The sequence below is a fragment of the Mesorhizobium sp. WSM4837 genome (genome assembly GCF_055811435.1).
In genome coordinates, this window is the sequence record NZ_JBVVQE010000002.1 from 1 (window position 1) to 17,606 (window position 17,606).

The 17,606-nt window shown below is 63.8% G+C and carries 14 protein-coding genes; 3 read left to right on the forward strand and 11 right to left on the reverse strand.

All coding sequences use genetic code 11. The features are described from left to right. The 3 genes from AC0L3D_RS01390 to AC0L3D_RS01400 all read right to left on the reverse strand — a co-directional run. A partial coding sequence (locus tag AC0L3D_RS01390) for a biotin/lipoyl-containing protein (RefSeq protein WP_473642769.1) occupies positions 1–359 on the reverse strand: 359 nt, incomplete at its 3' end. Positions 360–588: 229 nt separating this feature from the next. Continuing rightward, the gene (locus tag AC0L3D_RS01395; protein WP_027153639.1) at positions 589–1,602 is read right to left on the reverse strand and encodes an alpha-ketoacid dehydrogenase subunit beta; all 1,014 of its coding nucleotides are present in this window, start codon (positions 1,600–1,602) and stop codon (positions 589–591) included. Positions 1,603–1,604: 2 nt separating this feature from the next. Next, positions 1,605–2,837 (reverse strand): thiamine pyrophosphate-dependent enzyme, encoded by a 1,233-nt coding sequence (locus tag AC0L3D_RS01400; RefSeq protein WP_473626647.1) that lies wholly within the window; start codon positions 2,835–2,837, stop codon positions 1,605–1,607. Between the two features lie 348 nt (positions 2,838–3,185). Here AC0L3D_RS01400 and holA point away from each other — a divergent pair, with 348 nt between their 5' ends. Further along, positions 3,186–4,229, forward strand: a complete 1,044-nt coding sequence (gene holA / locus AC0L3D_RS01405) for a DNA polymerase III subunit delta (RefSeq protein WP_473522975.1) — start codon at positions 3,186–3,188, stop codon at positions 4,227–4,229. A 418-nt stretch (positions 4,230–4,647) separates the two neighbouring features. On the opposite strand, the gene AC0L3D_RS01410 is transcribed toward holA, so the two are convergent. From AC0L3D_RS01410 to mnmE, 5 genes are all read right to left on the reverse strand, one after another. After that, positions 4,648–5,532, reverse strand: coding sequence for a ParB/RepB/Spo0J family partition protein (locus tag AC0L3D_RS01410; protein ID WP_473626649.1), 885 nt, complete (start codon positions 5,530–5,532; stop codon positions 4,648–4,650). Positions 5,533–5,567: 35 nt separating this feature from the next. After that, on the reverse strand, positions 5,568–6,368 hold the full coding sequence (locus AC0L3D_RS01415; protein ID WP_473536365.1) for a ParA family protein: 801 nt from the start codon (positions 6,366–6,368) through the stop codon (positions 5,568–5,570). 36 nt (positions 6,369–6,404) lie between these two features. Further along, positions 6,405–7,040 (reverse strand): 16S rRNA (guanine(527)-N(7))-methyltransferase RsmG, encoded by a 636-nt coding sequence (rsmG, locus tag AC0L3D_RS01420; protein WP_473642770.1) that lies wholly within the window; start codon positions 7,038–7,040, stop codon positions 6,405–6,407. After that, positions 7,037–8,911: a tRNA uridine-5-carboxymethylaminomethyl(34) synthesis enzyme MnmG gene (mnmG, locus tag AC0L3D_RS01425; RefSeq protein ID WP_473642772.1), complete on the reverse strand. Its 1,875-nt coding sequence runs from the start codon at positions 8,909–8,911 to the stop codon at positions 7,037–7,039. The genes rsmG and mnmG overlap by 4 nt, the downstream gene beginning before the upstream one ends. Before the next feature lie 344 nt (positions 8,912–9,255). Beyond that, complete coding sequence (mnmE, locus tag AC0L3D_RS01430) at positions 9,256–10,578, reverse strand: tRNA uridine-5-carboxymethylaminomethyl(34) synthesis GTPase MnmE (protein WP_473626652.1); 1,323 nt, start codon at positions 10,576–10,578, stop codon at positions 9,256–9,258. Positions 10,579–10,642: 64 nt separating this feature from the next. On the opposite strand from mnmE, the gene AC0L3D_RS01435 reads away from it, so the two are divergent. After that, positions 10,643–12,661: a thioredoxin domain-containing protein gene (locus tag AC0L3D_RS01435; RefSeq protein WP_473626655.1), complete on the forward strand. Its 2,019-nt coding sequence runs from the start codon at positions 10,643–10,645 to the stop codon at positions 12,659–12,661. Between the two features lie 64 nt (positions 12,662–12,725). On the opposite strand, the gene rho is transcribed toward AC0L3D_RS01435, so the two are convergent. The 3 genes from rho to hemE all read right to left on the reverse strand — a co-directional run bounded on the left by rho (position 12,726) and on the right by hemE (position 15,863). Further along, a complete protein-coding gene (gene rho / locus AC0L3D_RS01440) occupies positions 12,726–13,991 on the reverse strand; it encodes a transcription termination factor Rho (RefSeq protein WP_027153631.1) in 1,266 nt (421 codons plus the stop codon). 295 nt (positions 13,992–14,286) lie between these two features. Continuing rightward, positions 14,287–14,838, reverse strand: coding sequence for a protoporphyrinogen oxidase HemJ (hemJ, locus tag AC0L3D_RS01445; protein WP_473626657.1), 552 nt, complete (start codon positions 14,836–14,838; stop codon positions 14,287–14,289). Further along, positions 14,835–15,863, reverse strand: a complete 1,029-nt coding sequence (gene hemE, locus AC0L3D_RS01450; RefSeq protein WP_473626659.1) for a uroporphyrinogen decarboxylase — start codon at positions 15,861–15,863, stop codon at positions 14,835–14,837. Before hemE ends, hemJ begins: the two co-directional genes overlap by 4 nt. A gap of 746 nt (positions 15,864–16,609) precedes the next feature. Between hemE and AC0L3D_RS01455 the strand changes: the two genes are divergently transcribed. Further along, entirely contained in the window at positions 16,610–17,431 is an 822-nt protein-coding gene (locus AC0L3D_RS01455; RefSeq protein ID WP_023802686.1) for a pyruvate, water dikinase regulatory protein, read from the forward strand. The last annotated feature ends 175 nt before the right edge of the window (positions 17,432–17,606 follow it).

Sequence of the window (17,606 nt, forward strand, 5' to 3'; positions counted from 1 at the left end):
GCCTGGGCGCGTCCCCCTCCCCCTTGTGGGGAGGGGCCAGGGGTTGGGGTACTGCGGTCGGTGCTCTTGGCGGCCGCCTCGCCACCCGGCTCCGCAGCTGCCTTCACATTGCCCTCGCCGGCCACTTTCAAGCGTACAATGGGCGAGCCGATCGCCACCGTGTCGCCGATCTCCGCACCCAGCCAGACGATCTCGCCGTCGACTGGCGAAGGAATCTCGACCGTCGCCTTGTCGGTCATGACGGCGGCAAGCACCGCGTCCTCGCGCACGAGATCGCCGACCTTGACCTGCCATTCGACCAGTTCGGCCTCGGCGACGCCTTCGCCGACATCGGGCAGCTTGATCACATATTCGCCCATCGTCAGGTCCCCTCTACCGAAGCGTTTGCGCTGCCCCTCACCCCTGCCCATTCCGGGGCGAGCCGCTTGTCTCGCCCGTCCTTCGGACCCCCGTGAAAAACGGGGAGTTGGGGATCGCCGGCGTGGCGACCAGTCCCTTCTCCCCGGTCTGCACGGGGAGAAGGTGCCGGCAGGCGGATGAGGGGCGGCGCCACCATTGGCAATTGGTCCGAGGCTCTGCCTGCCATCGTCAGGCCTCCATCGTTTCGACGAGCGCGCGGCCGAGCCTGGCCGGACCGGGGAAATAGTCCCACTCCTGCGCATGCGGATAGGGCGTGTCCCAGCCGGCGACCCGCACCACGGGCGCTTCCAGATGGTAGAAGCAGTTTTCCTGCACCAGCGCCGACAGCTCGGCGCCGAAGCCGGATGTCAGCGTCGCCTCGTGCACGATCACGCAGCGACCTGTCCTGTTGACCGAGTCGACGATCGTCTCGAGATCGAGTGGCAGCAGCGTCCTCAGATCGATGATCTCGGCGTCGATGCCGGTCTCCTCGGCCGCCGCCTGCGCGACATAGACCATCGTGCCGTAGGCCAGCACGGTGACAGCGGCGCCCGGCCGGCGGATCACCGCCCGGCCGAGCGGGACCGTATAATGCCCGTCGGCGACCTCGCCGAGCTCATGCTTCGACCACGGCGTCACCGGGCGCTCGTGATGGCCATCGAACGGGCCGTTGTAGAGCCGCTTCGGCTCGAGGAAGATCACCGGATCGGGATCCTCTATCGCCGCGATCAGAAGACCCTTGGCGTCATGCGGATTGGACGGCACGACGACCTTCAGGCCGGAGACATGCGTGAACAGCGCCTCCGGGCTCTGGCTGTGGGTCTGGCCGCCAAAAATGCCGCCGCCGGTCGGCATCCTGACCACGATCGGGCAGGTGAAATCGCCGTTCGAGCGGTAGCGCAGCCGCGCTGCCTCCGAGACGATCTGGTCATAGGCCGGATAAACATAGTCGGCAAACTGCACCTCGACGCAAGGTTTCAGGCCGTAGGCGGCCATGCCGATGGCCGAGCCGACGATACCGGCTTCGCTGATCGGCGTGTCGAAGCAGCGGCTCTTGCCGTATTTCGCCTGCAGGCCTTGGGTGCAGCGAAACACGCCGCCGAAAAAACCGACATCCTCGCCGAACACGATGACGCGTTCGTCGCGCCCCATCGAGACGTCCATGGCGTCGCGGATCGCCTCGATCATGGTCCGTCTTGGCATGGTCAGACCCCCGCCTGCTGGCGCTGGCGTCTGAGATGCGGCGGCATCTCACCATAGACGCCCTCGAACATGTCACGCGTCGAAGGCTTGCCGCCGGCATGCAGCGTGCCGTGGCGCTCGGCCTCCCTTTGCGCCGCGATCACCGTTTCGAGGATTTCCGCCTCGGCCTGGGTGTGGCGCTCGTCCGACCAGACAGCGCGCTGGATGAGATGGTTCTTCAGCCTGACGATCGGGTCGCCGAGCGGCCAGGCGTCGGATTCGGCCTTCGGCCGGTAGGCCGACGGATCGTCGGAACTCGAATGCGCCCCGACGCGATAGGTGACATATTCGACCAGCGTCGGCCCAAGATTTTTCCGCGCCCGCTCCGCCGCCCATTTGGCCACCGCGTGGACGGCGAGATAATCGTTGCCGTCGACCCGAAGCGACGGAATACCGAAGCCGAGGCCGCGGGCGGCAAATGTGCCGGAGCCGCCGCGGGCAATGCCCTGAAAGGTCGAGATCGCCCACTGGTTGTTGACGACGTTGAGCACCACCGGCGCCTTGTAGGTCGAGGCGAAGACCAGCGCCGAATGAAAGTCGGACTCGGCCGTCGAGCCGTCGCCGATCCAGGCGGCGGCGATCTTCGAATCATTGCTGATCGCCGAAGCCATCGCCCAGCCGACTGCCTGGATATATTGCGTCGCCAGATTACCGGAGATCGAGAAGAAACCATGCTCCTTCGACGAATACATGATCGGCAGCTGCCGGCCCTTCAGCGGGTCGGCCTCGTTCGAATAGATCTGGTTCATCATCGTAACCATCGGATAGCCGTCGGCGATGAGCAGGCCAGCCTGCCGATAGGTCGGAAAGTTCATGTCGCCCGGCGCCAGCGCCTTGCGAAAGGCGCAGCTCACCGCCTCTTCACCGAGGTGCTGCATGTAAAAGGAAGTCTTGCCCTGGCGCTGCGCCATCTGCATGCGCGCGTCGAAGCTGCGCAGCGTCATCATGTGGCGCAGGCCTTCCAGCAACTCGTCGTCGGAAAGCAGCCCGGCCCACGGCCCGACGGCCTCGCCGGCGCGGTTGAGCACGCGGATGATCGAAAACGCCAGGTCGCGGATATCACGCGGATCGACATCGATCTCGGGACGCGGCACCGAGCCGGCCTTGGGGATGGTCACATCAGAAAAATCCGGCGTTCCGCCCGGTCGCACCTCGGGCTCCGGCACATGGAAGCGCAACATTCCCGCATCGGCCATGACCTTCGTCCTCCCATGTTGCCCGGCCAAGATACTTGCACACCGGGAGACCAGTGCCAATTCGTCGGGCAAGGCTTCCGGCCAACCACCGCGCCGGCAGCAGCACTAGCCAGGATGAAGATATGTCAGCGAAATTTCTTGTCGATCTTCCGGCTCTGCGCGCAATTTGGCGCATGATTGCGCCGGGTTTCCCGCCAGATTGGACAAGGCCTCGGATTGAGGCTGAGCACGGCGGCCGGAGCTGCCAATCTTCCCCCTTGTGGGGGGATCACGCTCCTCAACGTTTGTCCGCAGCGATTGCCCACCTATCGTTTCACCCGGCGCCCGCATCATGCTAACCCATAACCCATGGCACAGAAGAAAGGTTACGAGGTCGATTCGTGGTTGGCGCGGCCGGACCCGCGTGTCTCGATCGTCCTGCTCTACGGGCCCGATCGCGGGCTGGTCGCCGAGCGCGCCCGCGCCTTTGCCGGCAAGACCGGCCTGCCGCTCGACGATCCGTTCTCCGTGGTCAGGCTGGACGGTTCGGAAGTCGATCGCGACGAGGGCCGCCTGCTCGACGAGGCCCGCACCGTGCCGATGTTTTCGGACCGGCGCCTGCTCTGGGTGCGCAATGCGTCCGGCCAGAAGGCGCTTGCCGACGACGTCAAGGCGCTGACCGCGGAGCCGCCGCGTGACGCCATTATCCTGATCGAGGCCGGCGACCTGAAGAAGGGCGTCGGGCTGCGCGCCATTGTCGAGGCGGCGGACATTGCCATGGCGCTGCCGTGCTACACCGACGAGGCGCGGGACATCGATACGGTCATCGACGACGAATTGCGCAAGGCCGGCATGTCGATGACGCTGGAAGCCCGCCAGGCGCTGCGCCGCAACCTCGGTGGTGACCGGCTGGCCTCGCGCGGCGAGATCGAAAAGCTGGTGCTCTATGCCCACGGCCAGAGCGAAATCGGCCTCGATGACGTCAAGGCGACGTCGGGCGACGTCTCTGGCCTGTCCTTCGATGACGCCGTCGATGCTTTGCTCGACGGCAAGGTCGGCGACTTCGACATAGCCTTCACCCGTCACTGCCAGTCCGGCGGCCAGGCATTTCTGGTGCTGTCGTCGGCGATGCGGCAGCTGCAGGCGATCCAGGCAATGCGCGGCCTGATGGACGCCGGCGGCCGCAACGCCGCTTCGGTCGTCGCCGCGGCGCGCCCGCCGGTTTTTTTCGCGCGGCGCAAGCTGGTCGAAAAAGCCCTCGAACGCTGGAGCAGCGAGGCGCTCGCCCGCGCGCTCAACCGCCTGCAGACGGCGGTGCTGCAGACCCGGCGCCGGCCGGACCTCGCGGTCGCGCTGGCCCGACAGGCGCTGCTCGGCATCGCCGTGGAGAGCGCAAGACTGGCGCGCACCTGATCTCCCCCCTTGAGGGGGAGATGTCGCCGAAGGCGACAGAGGGGGTCGCAGCGCGTGGAGCGCCGACATCTTCTTCGCTTCAGCAAGGTGCCGGCGCTTGATGTGAGGCGACCCCTTCTGGCCTGCCGGCCATCTCCCCCTCAGGGAGGAGATCAGCAGCCTCGACGATTTCGCCAATCACCGGCGCTGGAAAAGGGAAGGGCTGGCAATCGCCGCCCCTCATTGCCCTGCCGGCCTCTTATCTGCAACGTTGGTGATTGGCGAAGCCGTCGATGACAGCCCCCTCTCCCCGTCACTATACGGGGAGAGGATGCCGGCAGGCAGGTGAGGGGCGGCGCAAACGCTGGAGCAGGTAGCCTATAAGGTCGCCGATCCTCGTCTAAAGCAAGCGGGACCCCCTAGGCTCTTTGCCGGCTAACTACTGCTCCTGCTTCAGCCGCCGGCAAAGCTCGTCGAGTTGCTCCAGCGTCCGATAGGCGACGCTGATCACGCCGCCGCGCTCGTTGTGCTCGATCGTGACGAACATGCCGAGCGTGTCGGTCATGAACTTTTCCAGCGCCCGCGTATCAGCATCCTTTTGCACCGGTGCTGCAGGCTGTCGCTTCACCGTCGGCGCACCCGCCGGCATCTGCGCCAGCGCTTCGGCCTGGCGCACCGAAAGCCCGTCCTCGACGATGCGCTTGGCCAGGCCCACCGGATCCTGCGCCGTCACCAATGTACGGGCATGGCCGGCCGACAGCGCGCCGTCGACCAGCATGTCGCGGATCACGTCCGGCAGCTTCAACAGCCGCAGCGTGTTGGCGACATGGCTGCGGCTCTTGCCGATCACCTGGCCGAGATCGGCCTGGGTGTAGCCGTGATCGTCGATCAGCTGCTGGTAGCCCATCGCCTCCTCGACCGGATTGAGGTCGGTGCGCTGGACGTTTTCGATGATCGCCAGCTCGAGCGCGGTGCGATCGTTGACATCGCGCACGATGATCGGGATCTCGCTCAGCCCGGCGCGCTGCGCGGCGCGCCAGCGCCGCTCGCCGGCGATGATCTCGTAGCGGCCAGCCTGCGTCGGCGATGGCCGCGCCACCACCGGCTGCACCACGCCATGTTCGCGGATCGACTGGGCAAGATCGGTCAGGTCGGCGTCGCCGAAATGCCGGCGTGGATTCTTTGGGTTCGGGCTAAGGAACTCGATCGGCACCTTGCCGTCGGCATTCATGCCCGGCTTTTCCACTACTGCCGGACGATCGATTTCGCCGATCAGCGCCGCCAGTCCCCGGCCCAGTCTTTTTCTCGAAAGGTCTTCGCTCATCGTCTGTCCAGATCGTTTCGGTATCAATTCGGCTTCTAAGCGGCGCGCAGTTTGCGCTCGCGGCGGATCACCTCGGAGGCAAGCTGCAGATAGGCCTGGCTGCCGGAGCATTTGAGGTCGTAGAGGATCGCCGGCTTGCCGTAGGACGGCGCCTCGGAGACGCGCACATTGCGCGGGATGACGGTTTCATAGACCTTGTCGCCCATATGCGCCCGCACGTCCTGCACCACCTGGTTGGCGAGGTTGTTGCGCCCGTCGAACATGGTCAGCACGATGCCCTGGATGGTCAGCTCGGGATTGATCGAGCGGCGGACCTGCTCGACCGTCTCCAAAAGCTGGCTCAGGCCCTCGAGCGCAAAGAACTCGCATTGCAGCGGCACCAGCACCGAATCGGCTGCCGCCATCGAGTTCAGCGTCAGCAGATTGAGCGACGGCGGGCAATCGATCAGCACATAGCCAAAATTCGCCGAGCGCTCGGCCGAGGCGCTCAAGGCGTTGCGCAGCCGCAGCACCCGGTCCGGCGCCGAGGCGATCTCCATTTCGATGCCGAGCAGGTCGAGCGTCGACGGCACGATCGACAGTCCCGGCACCGCCGTCGGGATCGCCGCCGCCTCCAGATCGAGCTCGCCGGTCAGCACGTCGTAGGAGGAAACGGTGCGGTCGCGCCGGTCGATGCCGAGACCGGTGCTGGCGTTGCCTTGCGGGTCGAGATCGACGATCAGCACCCGCTCGCCGATCGCCGCCAGCGCCGTGGCCAGATTGATGGCGGTCGTCGTCTTGCCGACGCCGCCCTTCTGGTTGGCTACGGTGATGATTCGGGGGCCATTCTTCATCATGGGTCTATGCCAGAAATTCATGCCGAGGTCGCCGATCTAAGTCAGTTGGCGCAAATCAGACAGTTCGAGGATGACGCCATGAGCGTCGGTCGCGCTGGCATGTTCTACCAGATCGAACGACCATCGTTGAGCGCTTTCTGCCAATTCGGTTCGGTAATCCCGGCCTTTGTGGAACAGGCCGCAGGTGCCCGTCGTCAGCCACGGCGCCGCCAGTTCGAGCAACACCGGAAGCGACGCCAGCGCTCTGGCGGTAACGATTTGAGGTGTTGAAACAAACGGATACGCGTCGTCGATGCGCCGTGCGACGACCCTGGCCGGCAGGTTGAACTGGCCGACGACTGCTTGCAGGAACGATGCCTTTTTCCGATTGCTTTCAACCAGGTCGATGCTGGCGCCGTCGCGCTCGGCAAACAGGAACGCCAGCACCAGGCCGGGAAAACCGCCACCGGAGCCGAGATCGAGCCAGCGCTTCGCGTCTGGTTTGATTCGCGCCAGCTGCGCGCTGTCGAGGATGTGGCGGCGCCAGACGTCGCCCTGCGTCGACTGCGCCGCCAGGTTTATCCGGCGGTTCCATTTCTGAAAGACCGTCTCGAACTCTACCAGGCGTTCGAATGTTTCACGTGAAACCGGACCGGCAGCCGATTGCAGGCCGGCCCATGAGGCAGCGCTCACGCAACATTCCTTCGCGTGGCAGCCTCGGCGTTGCGGACATGCGCGACAATGATTGCCAGTGCCGCCGGCGTCATGCCTTCCATACGCTGTGCGTCGGCGATCGAGCGCGGCTGGCCCGACAGCATCTTTTGCTTCAGCTCGTTGGACAGGCCCGGAACGGAAGCAAAGTCGAGCGACGCCGGGATCAATCGGCTCTCCTCTTGCCTGATCTGCGTGACGTCGGCTTGCTGGCGGTCGAGATAGACTGAATATTTCGCTTCCGTTTCAAGGCGCTCTGCCGTTTTGCTGTCAATGCCCGCAAACTGCGGGGCGATCCGGGCCAGCCAAGCGACGTCGACGCCGGGATAGGCCAGCAATTCATAGGCCGAGCGGCGCACCCCGTCCCGGTTGATCTCCAGCCCATGACGCGCCGCTTCATTCGGGGTCATGGTGAAGCCAAGCGCAAGGTCCCTCGCATTTTCAAGGTTCTGCACGATATCGCTAAACCGTTGCATCCGCTCCTGCGAGGCTATCCCGAGCTTGATCGCCAGCGGCGTCAGCCGCTCATCGGCATTGTCGGCGCGCAGCGACAGCCGGAACTCGGCCCGCGAAGTGAACATCCGATACGGTTCGGCGATGCCACGGCTGGTCAGGTCGTCGACCATCACCCCGATATAGGCCTCGGTGCGGCTGAGCACGATCTGGTCGCTTGCCGACGTTTTGCGCGCGGCGTTGAGGCCGGCCAACAACCCCTGCGCCCCCGCCTCCTCGTAACCGGTGGTGCCGTTGATCTGCCCGGCCAGAAAAAGACCGGCGATCCGCTTGGTTTCCAGCGTCGGCTTGAGCTCGCGCGGATCGACATGATCGTACTCGATGGCATAGCCGGGCTGCAGCATCGTTGCACGTTCCAGACCCGGGATGGTCTTCAAAATGTCGAGTTGCACGTCCTCGGGCAGCGAGGTCGAAATGCCATTCGGGTAGACGGTATCGTCGTCCAGCCCTTCCGGCTCGAGAAAAATCTGGTGGCCTTCGCGGTCGCCGAACTTGACGATCTTGTCCTCGATCGACGGGCAGTAACGCGGCCCCACCCCTTCGATCGAGCCGGAATACATCGCCGAACGGCCCAGATTGGCGCGGATCAGCTCATGTGTAGCCGCCGTCGTGCGCGTGATGCCGCAATGGATCTGTGGATTGTCGATGCGGTCGGTCATCAGCGAGAACGGCACCGGGTCGTCATCCGCCGCCTGGCTCTCCAGCGACGCCCAATCGATCGTTCGTCCGTCCAACCGCGGCGGCGTGCCGGTCTTCAGCCGTCCGAGCTTGAAGCCGGCGCGGCTCATCGTCGCCGACAGGCCGAGGCTGGCCTGCTCGTTCATGCGGCCGGCAACGATCTTCTTCTCGCCGATATGGATCAGCCCGCGCAGGAAAGTGCCGGTGGTCAGCACCACGGCGCCGCAGCCAAACCGGCGGCCATCCGCCAGCAGCACCGCCGCCAGGCGCTCATTGGCGATTTCGAAATCCAGGACCTCGCCCTCGACCACGTCGAGGCCGGCCTGTTCGCGTATCGCCGCTTGCATGGCGAGCCGATAGAGTTTTCTGTCGGCTTGCGTCCGCGGCCCGCGAACTGCCGGGCCCTTGCGGCGGTTGAGCAGACGGAACTGGATGCCGGCCGCATCGGCGACGCGCCCCATCAGCCCGTCCATGGCATCGATCTCGCGAACCAGATGGCCCTTGCCGAGCCCGCCGATCGCCGGATTGCACGACATGACGCCGATCGTCTCGAAGCGCAGCGTCACCAGGGCAATCTTCGCGCCAGCGCGCGCGGCAGCACTGGCCGCCTCGCAACCAGCATGGCCGCCGCCCACCACAACCACATCATAGTGATCGGTCATTTTTAGGGTTCCAGATTCAGGTTGACCGACACATGTCCCCGTCAGGACGTGGTGTCAAGCCGGCACCTTCTCCCCGTATAGTGACGGGGAGAAGCGGGCTAGCCGCAGCAACGACGGGTCTTTTGCAACGCTGGTGATTGGGAAACCGTCGACGGTTGTGTCTTTCCCCCGTCACTAGACGGGGAGAAATGCCCGGCAGGGCAATGAGGGCAGCGCTAAGTCTGAAATTCGATCCCGCCTCGGGGACCGTGGATCGTTTCACGTGAAACAATGCCTTCGAGCTAATCGCGTGGTGTTTCACGTGAATCACCCAGAGCTGGCCGGCCCGCAATGTTTCACGTGAGTCATTTGCCGATGCAGAACTGCGCAAAGATGACGTCGAGCATGTCCTCGACATCGACCGCCCCAATGATGCGGCCAAGCCGATCCGCCGCCAGCCGCAATTCCTCTGCCCGCAGTTCCTGCCCGCGTCCATGCTCTGCCGCTGCCACCAGCAGGAAGTGCTTCGTCTCGTTGAGCAGTTCGACGTGCCGCAGCCGCGAAGGCAGGATCTCACCGGCCTGGCCGACCTGCGCTGCGGCGCGACGGCCGATCTCGACCAGCAATTCCGCCAGCCCGGTGCCGTCCTTGGTCGAGATAACCGCGTCGTAGCGCGCCACAAGCGATTCATCCCGCAGCAAATCGGCCTTCGTCCCGATCCTCAAGGCCGGGACATCAGGTGGTATTGCGCCGATCGGCACCGGCTCCACCATATCCTCCAGCATCAGCAACAAATCGGCAGTGCCGGCCTTGCTCCTTGCTCTTTCGATGCCGATCGCCTCAATCCTGCCGGGCGTATCGCGCAGGCCGGCGGTATCGGTCACTCTTATGCGCATCCCCTCCAGGTCCAGCACCACCTCGAGCAGATCGCGGGTGGTGCCGGGCTCCTCGGTGACGATCGCCGCATCGCGCCGGACCAAAGCGTTGAACAGGCTCGATTTGCCGGCGTTCGGCGCGCCAAGAATGACGACCTCAAAGCCGTCACGGATGATTTCGGCGGCCCGGAAGCCTTGGACATGACGCTCGATCTCGCCGATCATCGCGCGGACGTCGGACCAGACCGTCTCTGCAACGGAACCGGGCACATCGTCTTCGTCGGCAAAATCGATTTCTGCCTCGATCATCGCGCGCGCATGAATCAGCCGGCGGCGCCAGGCGAGGTAGAGCTCGCTCTGCACGCCTTCGGCATTCTGGACGGCAAAACGCCGCTGCGCCTCAGTCTCGGCATTGACGAGATCGGCCAGCGCCTCGGTCTCGACCAAATCGACCTTGCCATTGAGAAAGGCGCGGCGGGTGAACTCGCCCGGCTCGGCATGTCTGACGCCGTCGAAGCCGGCGATCACCTCCAGCATCTTCGCCACCACGGCCCGCCCGCCATGGACGTGGAATTCAGCGACATCCTCGCCGGTAAAGCTGTTTGGGCCGGCAAAGAAAACGACCAGCCCGCTGTCGAGCACCGATCCGTCCGGCGCCCTGAACTGGCGATAGGCGGCAACACGGTTCTTGACCTTGGGGCCAGCAATCGTTTCTACGACGAATCGACTTTGCGGGCCGGAAATGCGGATCACGGCAACCCCGGCGGGCAGGCGGCCGCTCGACAGGGCAACAATGGAATTACCTGAAATCATTTGCCGACCCAGCACAACCGCCCTAGCTTCGCTTGTTCACCAACAGATTGCCGAGTTATCAACAGTGACGTTGCCCGCGAAAAACCTGCTTGCCGAAGAGGCCAGCCCCTATCTGCAGCAGCACAGCGGCAACCCGGTGCATTGGCGGGCGTGGTCGCCGGCGTCTCTCGCCGAAGCCAAGGCGCTCGAGCGGCCGATCCTGCTCTCAGTCGGCTACGCCGCCTGCCACTGGTGCCATGTCATGGCGCACGAAAGTTTTGAGAACGGCGACGTCGCCGCCGTCATGAACCGTCTGTTCGTCAATATCAAGGTCGATCGCGAAGAGCGGCCGGACATCGACCAGATCTATATGGCCGCATTGTCGGCGATGGGCGAGCAGGGCGGATGGCCGCTGACCATGTTTTTGACGCCGGATGGAAAACCTTTCTGGGGCGGCACCTATTTTCCGCTCGAGGCCCGCTACGGCCGCCCGGGTTTCGTCCAGGTGCTGGAGGCGGTCGACAAGGCGTGGCGGGAGAAGAAAGGAAGCGTTAACCAAAGCGCCGACGGCCTGACCACGCATGTCGAGGCGCGGCTGGCGGGCAGCCATGCCAAGGCGGTGCTCGACCGCGACACGCTCGCGACACTCGCCAACGGCGTCGACGGCATGATCGACAGGGATCTGGGCGGCCTGCGCGGCGCGCCCAAATTCCCCAATGCGCCGTTCATGCAGACGCTGTGGCTGTCCTGGCTGCGCGACGGCGCCACAGCCCACCGCGACGCTGTCCTGCTCAGCCTCGAAAAGATGCTGGCAGGCGGCATCTATGACCATGTCGGCGGCGGCCTCAGCCGCTATTCGACCGATGCCGAATGGCTGGTGCCGCATTTCGAAAAGATGCTCTACGACAACGCACAGCTCATCCGGCTGTGCAACTGGGCTTATGCGGCAACCGGCAACGAATTGTTCCGGATACGAATCGAAGAGACGGTCGACTGGCTGTTGCGCGAGATGCGCGTCGAAGGCAGCGCATTCGCTGCCAGCCTGGACGCCGACAGCGAGGGCGAGGAGGGGTTGTTCTACACCTGGAGCAGGGATGAGATCGAAACTGCTCTCGGTGACGAATCGGCGTTGTTTTTCCAATACTTCACGCTTTCCAGCCCGCAAGGCTGGGAGGGCAAGCCGATCATCCACCGGACTGCGGCCCAGCAAACACAAAGCATCGCCGATCGCGACCGGCTCGTTGCGCTCAGAGAAAAACTGCTGGCAGCCAGGGAGCAGCGCGTCAGGCCCGGGCGCGACGGAAAAATCCTGACCGACTGGAACGGCCTGGTGATCGCCGCTCTCGCCGAAGCCGGGCGCGCGCTGAAACGGATCGACTGGATCGAGGCAGCGGAACAGGCCTTTGCCGCCATTGCCAGTGCCGGTCGAGACGGTCGCCTGCCACATTCGATGCTAGGCGCCAAGAAGCTGTTTCCGGCGCTGTCGAGCGACTACGCCGCCATGGCCAACGCCGCGATCTCGCTGTTCGAGGCTACCGGCACATCGAGCTATGCCGAACTGGCCGGCCAATTCATCGCGCAGCTCGACCAATGGCATAGTGATGAGAACAACACCGGCTACTATCTCACCGCGTCGGACAGCAGCGACGTGCCGATCCGCATCAGGGGCGATGCCGACGAGGCCATTCCGTCAGCCACCAGCCAGATCATCGAGGCCATGGTCCGGTTGTCGTCGCTTTCCGGCGCTCCCGAATTGCAGGAAAAAACCTGGAAGGTCGCCGAACACGCGGCCGGCCGGGCGGTGCATCAGGCCTATGGCCAGGCGGGAATCGTCAACGCCTGTGCCTTGGCACTCGAGCCGTTGAAGCTGGTGCTGGTGGATAGCCCAGAGAATCCGGGGCTTGTTCCGGTTGCGAATCGAAATCCGGACCCGCGCCGGATCGACACGATCGTGCCGGTCGGCTCGGCGACAAACCTGCCGTTGCTGCCAGACGGCGTTCTGCCGCCAACGAGCAAGCCCGGCGCTTGGCTGTGCACGGGGCAGGTCTGCTTGCCGGTGATAACGGACGCCGAGGAACTCGAGCGTCGGTTGCGGCGCGGATAGGAGAGGGGATGCTGCGCCGATCCACCTTCTCCCACCGGGGGAGAAGGCAAGAGGCGCCAGCCCCTTACGTATTCATCGAATCGAAGAAATCCGCGTTGGTCTTGGTCTGCTTGAGCTTGTCGATGAGGAACTCGATGGCGTCGGTGGTGCCCATCGGCGCCAGGATGCGGCGCAGCACGAAGATTTTTTGCAGGTCCTGGCGGGCGACCAAAAGATCTTCCTTGCGGGTGCCGGACTTGAGGATGTCCATGGCCGGATAAATGCGCTTGTCCGCCACCTTGCGGTCGAGCACGATTTCCGAATTGCCGGTGCCCTTGAACTCTTCGAAGATGACCTCGTCCATGCGGCTGCCGGTGTCGATCAGCGCGGTGGCGATGATGGTCAGCGAGCCGCCTTCCTCGATGTTGCGGGCGGCGCCGAAGAAGCGCTTCGGCCGCTGCAGCGCATTGGCGTCGACGCCGCCGGTCAGCACCTTGCCGGACGACGGCACCACGGTGTTGTAGGCGCGGCCGAGGCGGGTGATCGAATCCAGCAGGATGACGACGTCGCGCCCGTGCTCGACCAGGCGCTTGGCCTTCTCGATCACCATTTCGGCGACCTGGACGTGGCGCACCGCCGGCTCGTCGAAGGTCGAGGAGACGACCTCGCCCTTCACCGAGCGCTGCATGTCGGTGACTTCTTCCGGCCGCTCGTCGATCAACAGCACGATCAGGTAGCATTCGGGATGATTGGTGGTGATCGAATGGGCGATGTTCTGCAACAGCACCGTCTTGCCGGTGCGCGGCTGCGCCACGATCAGGGCGCGCTGGCCCTTGCCGAGCGGCGCCACCAGGTCGATGACGCGGGCCGAGATGTCCTTCGAGGTCGGAACGTCCATTTCCATCTTCAGCCGCGAGGTCGGGTAAAGCGGCGTCAGATTGTCGAAATGGATCTTGTGGCGGATCTTTTCCGGGTCGTCGAAATTGATCGTGTTGACCTTGAGCAGCGCGAAATAGCGCTCGCCCTCCTTCGGGCTGCGGATCGGGCCCTCGACGGTGTCGCCGGTCTTCAGCGAGAACCGGCGGATCTGCGACGGCGAGATATAGATATCGTCCGGGCCTGGCAGGTAATTGGCATTGGCCGAGCGCAGGAAGCCAAACCCGTCCTGCAGCACTTCGACGACGCCGTCACCGATGATCTCGATATCTTGGGTCGCCAGCCGCTTCAGGATCGCGAACATCAGTTCCTGCTTGCGCATGACACTGGCGTTCTCGACCTCGAGCGATTCGGCATAAGCGATCAGCTCTGGCGGTTTCTTGTTCTTGAACTCTGTGAGTTTCATTTCTTGCATCATTAGACGGACTCTGAGTGAGTAAGTATGGGGAAAATATCGGCGGGATGCGACAAATGCCGGGCGCGGCCGAAGCGATGAATGGGGCGGCGCATGACGGGAAGGAAGACCCGTCTTTTATCGTTGGTCGACTGAAAGAGCAAGTCGCCTTTTGTGGCCGCCAACCGGCTTCAGGTTTGCGCTGCCCCTCACCTGCCTGCCGGCATCCTCTCCTCGTATAGAGACGGGAGAGGGGACGCTCTCATTGATGGTTCGCCAATCGTCGGCGTTACAGGATATTCGCTGAGGACGAAGCTCAAAACGGCTTCACGATGACCAGCACGACGATGACGATCATCAGCAATGTGGGGATCTCATTGACGATCCGCCAGTGCTTCGCGGGCTTTTCGTTGCGGTCCTCGGCGAATTTGCGTACCGCGCCGGCGAGGTAGCCATGAACCGCCGAGAGGCCGAGCACCGCGGCGATCTTGGCATGCAGCCAGCCGCCCTGAAAACCAAAACCTTTCCAGGCCAGCCAGAGGCCGAACGCCCAGGTGATGATCATGGCTGGATTGATGATGCCGCGCAGCAGCCGGCGCTCCATCACCTTGAAGGTCTCCGACTGGACGGAGCCTTTTTCCGCATCGGCATGATAAACCAGCAGCCGCGGCAGATAGAGCATGCCCGCCATCCACGAGATGACGGCGATGACATGGATCGCCTTTGCCCAAGGATAGAAATCATCCGGCCCGAACAGGAACAGAAGCGCCGCCAGGACGAGGAAGATGACGATGGCGATCGATGCTCGACGCATCGCTGCACCACCGCTGCTGCCCGCACCACTGTTGGCGTTGTTCATGTCGGTCATCGATGCGCCCGCACCAGTTTCACCATCGCCTCAACATGCGCGATCGGCGTTTCCGGCGTGATGCCGTGGCCGAGATTGAAGATCAGCGGTCGATCGCCCAGTGCTTCCAGGATTGCGTCGACACCGTCAGAAAGCGCCTTGCCGCCGGCCACCAGCCGCAACGGATCGAGATTGCCCTGTACGGCGCCGTCGCGCTGCAGTTCCTTCGCCGTCGTCAACGGCACGGTCCAGTCGAGCCCCAGCCCGGTCACACCGGTTTTTTGGCGATAGCTGCGGTAATGGGCGCCGGCGCCCTTGGGAAAGCCGATGATCGGAATGTCGGGATGGACGGCCCGGACCTGCCTGACGATCTCCGTCACCGGCCTGACGCAAAACGCCTCGAAAGAAACTTCGTCGAGCACGCCGGACCACGAGTCAAAGATCTGCACCACATCGGCGCCGGCTTCGATCTGCCGGATCAGATAGGCAGCCGAGTGATCGGCAAGCACTTTCAGCAATTGCAGGAAAGCCGCCGGCTCGCGATAGGCAAACAGCCGCGCTGGCGCCTGGTCCGAGGTGCCGTGGCCGGCGATCATATAGGTCGCTACCGTCCATGGCGCGCCGCAGAAGCCGATCAGCGTCGTTTGATCAGGCAGTCTTGTCCGCAATCGTCTGACCGTCTCGTAAACCGGTTCGAGATTCACGTGAAACGTTTCGCCGTCGAGAGCCGCAATCTCCGCGGCCGAGATCGGCGTCAGCAGCGGTCCGCGGCCCTCCTCGAAGCGCACGTCGCGGCCCAGCGCATGCGGCACGACAAGGATATCGGAAAACAGGATCGATGCATCGAAGCCGAAACGCTCGATCGGCTGCAGCGTCACTTCCACGGCAAGATCCGGATTATAGCAAAGATCGAGGAACGATCCGGCCCGCCTGCGTGTCTCGCGATATTCCGGCAGATAGCGGCCGGCCTGCCGCATCATCCAGAGCGGCGCCGGAGATACCGTCTTGCCTCTCAACACGTCCAGCATGATGCGGTTTTCAGGCATTCAGCGCTCGCTTTTCCGATGTTGTCACCTTCGTCATCCCAGGGCGGAGCAAGGAGCGAAGCGACGCGGCGCAGACCCTGGGATCCATGCCGTGACATCGGAGCGCCGTGGCAGTGCAGAACCTCGATGCCGGCGGACAGTGCAGCTTTAGTTTTGCGCCGCCGCGTTTTTCGGCAGGTGTCACGGCATGGATCCCAGGGTCTGCGCTCCGCTTCGCGTTCGCTCCGCCCTGGGATGACGAAGGGAGGGGCGGAGTCGGCCAATCCCTAACGTCAGAGATTGGCAGCTGAAGGCCTATCCGCAACGACCGCTCATGATCTCTTCCAGGGCCTGCCAAAGAGTCAAATCCTCCGCCTCTCCAGGCTTCTCTATAATTAAATATTCTATTTCTAGGAATCTTATGATTCTAAGAGTCTGTTGGTATCGGTGGTTGTCTGCTGTCCCGCCTTGCCCCGGAAAAGGCCAGCCAGCATATTGTCGCGTGCTTCTTCTGCCGGATAGGAGGACTTTGGGGACAGTCGGAAATTGCCGACTCGGAACAATGCGTTACCGCCCGCCTGGAGAAAATGACCCTGTGGATGAGACCGAGTCGAAAAAGCCCGTCCCCGGACTTGTCCCCAGCCGCCCGACGAAGCCGGCAGCGCATCGAATTGTGGACAAACTGGCATCTGATACAGTCGCCCCGAACCGGCCGATCTTTCCGACCGACCTTATCCACATCGGCCCACAGCTTGGAACGTACCCCTGTGAACAAACCCCAGAGCTTCTTTCACCTTCACCTGATTTCCGATGCCACCGGTGAAACGCTGCTGGCGGCCGGGCGCGCGGCTTCGGCGCAATACAAGGATGCGCGCGCCATCGAGCATATCTACCCGCTCATCCGCACCGAAAAGCAGGTGACGAAAGTGTTCGAGGACATCGAGGAGGAGCCGGGCATCATCCTTTATACGGTCGTCGACCAGAAGCTCGCCCGCGGCATCGACGAACGCTGCGCCGCCATGGGCCTGCCTTGCGTCTCCGTGCTGGAACCGGTGCTGACCGTCTTCCAGTCCTATCTCGGCACGCCGGCCGGCCGCCGTGTCGGCGCCCAGCATGTGCTGGACGCCGAATATTTCCGCCGCATCGACGCGCTCAACTTCACCATGGAGCATGATGACGGCCAGCTGCCTGCCAATATGGACGACGCCGACATCGTGCTCGTCGGCATTTCGCGCACCTCGAAGACGCCGACCAGCATCTATCTCGCCAATCGCGGCATCAAGACCGCCAACATCCCGATCGTGATCGGCGTGCCGGTGCCGGAAAGCCTGGTCAACGCCACGAAGCCGCTGATCGTCGGGCTGATCGCCACCGCCGAGCGCATCTCGCAGGTGCGCCAGAACCGCATCCTCGGCAACACCAGTGCCTACGAGCCGACCGACTATGTCGACCGCGCGGCGATCAGCGAGGAACTCGCCTACGCCCGCCAGATCTGCACCCGGCACGGCTGGCCGATGATCGACGTCAGCCGCCGCTCGATCGAGGAGACGGCGGCGGCGATCGTTGCCCTGCGGGGAAAGACGCGCTAGGTTCGGGCGCTTGTGCTGTGGGCGGCCCTTTCCTTCTCCCCTTTGTGGGAGAAGGTGGCCTCGCGAAGCGAGGTCGGATGAGGGGTGTTCCAGCCTGGCACCGACGGCGATCCTTCCAACACCCCTCAACCGTCTTGGCGCTGCGCGCCAATCCACCTTCTCCCACAAGGGGAGA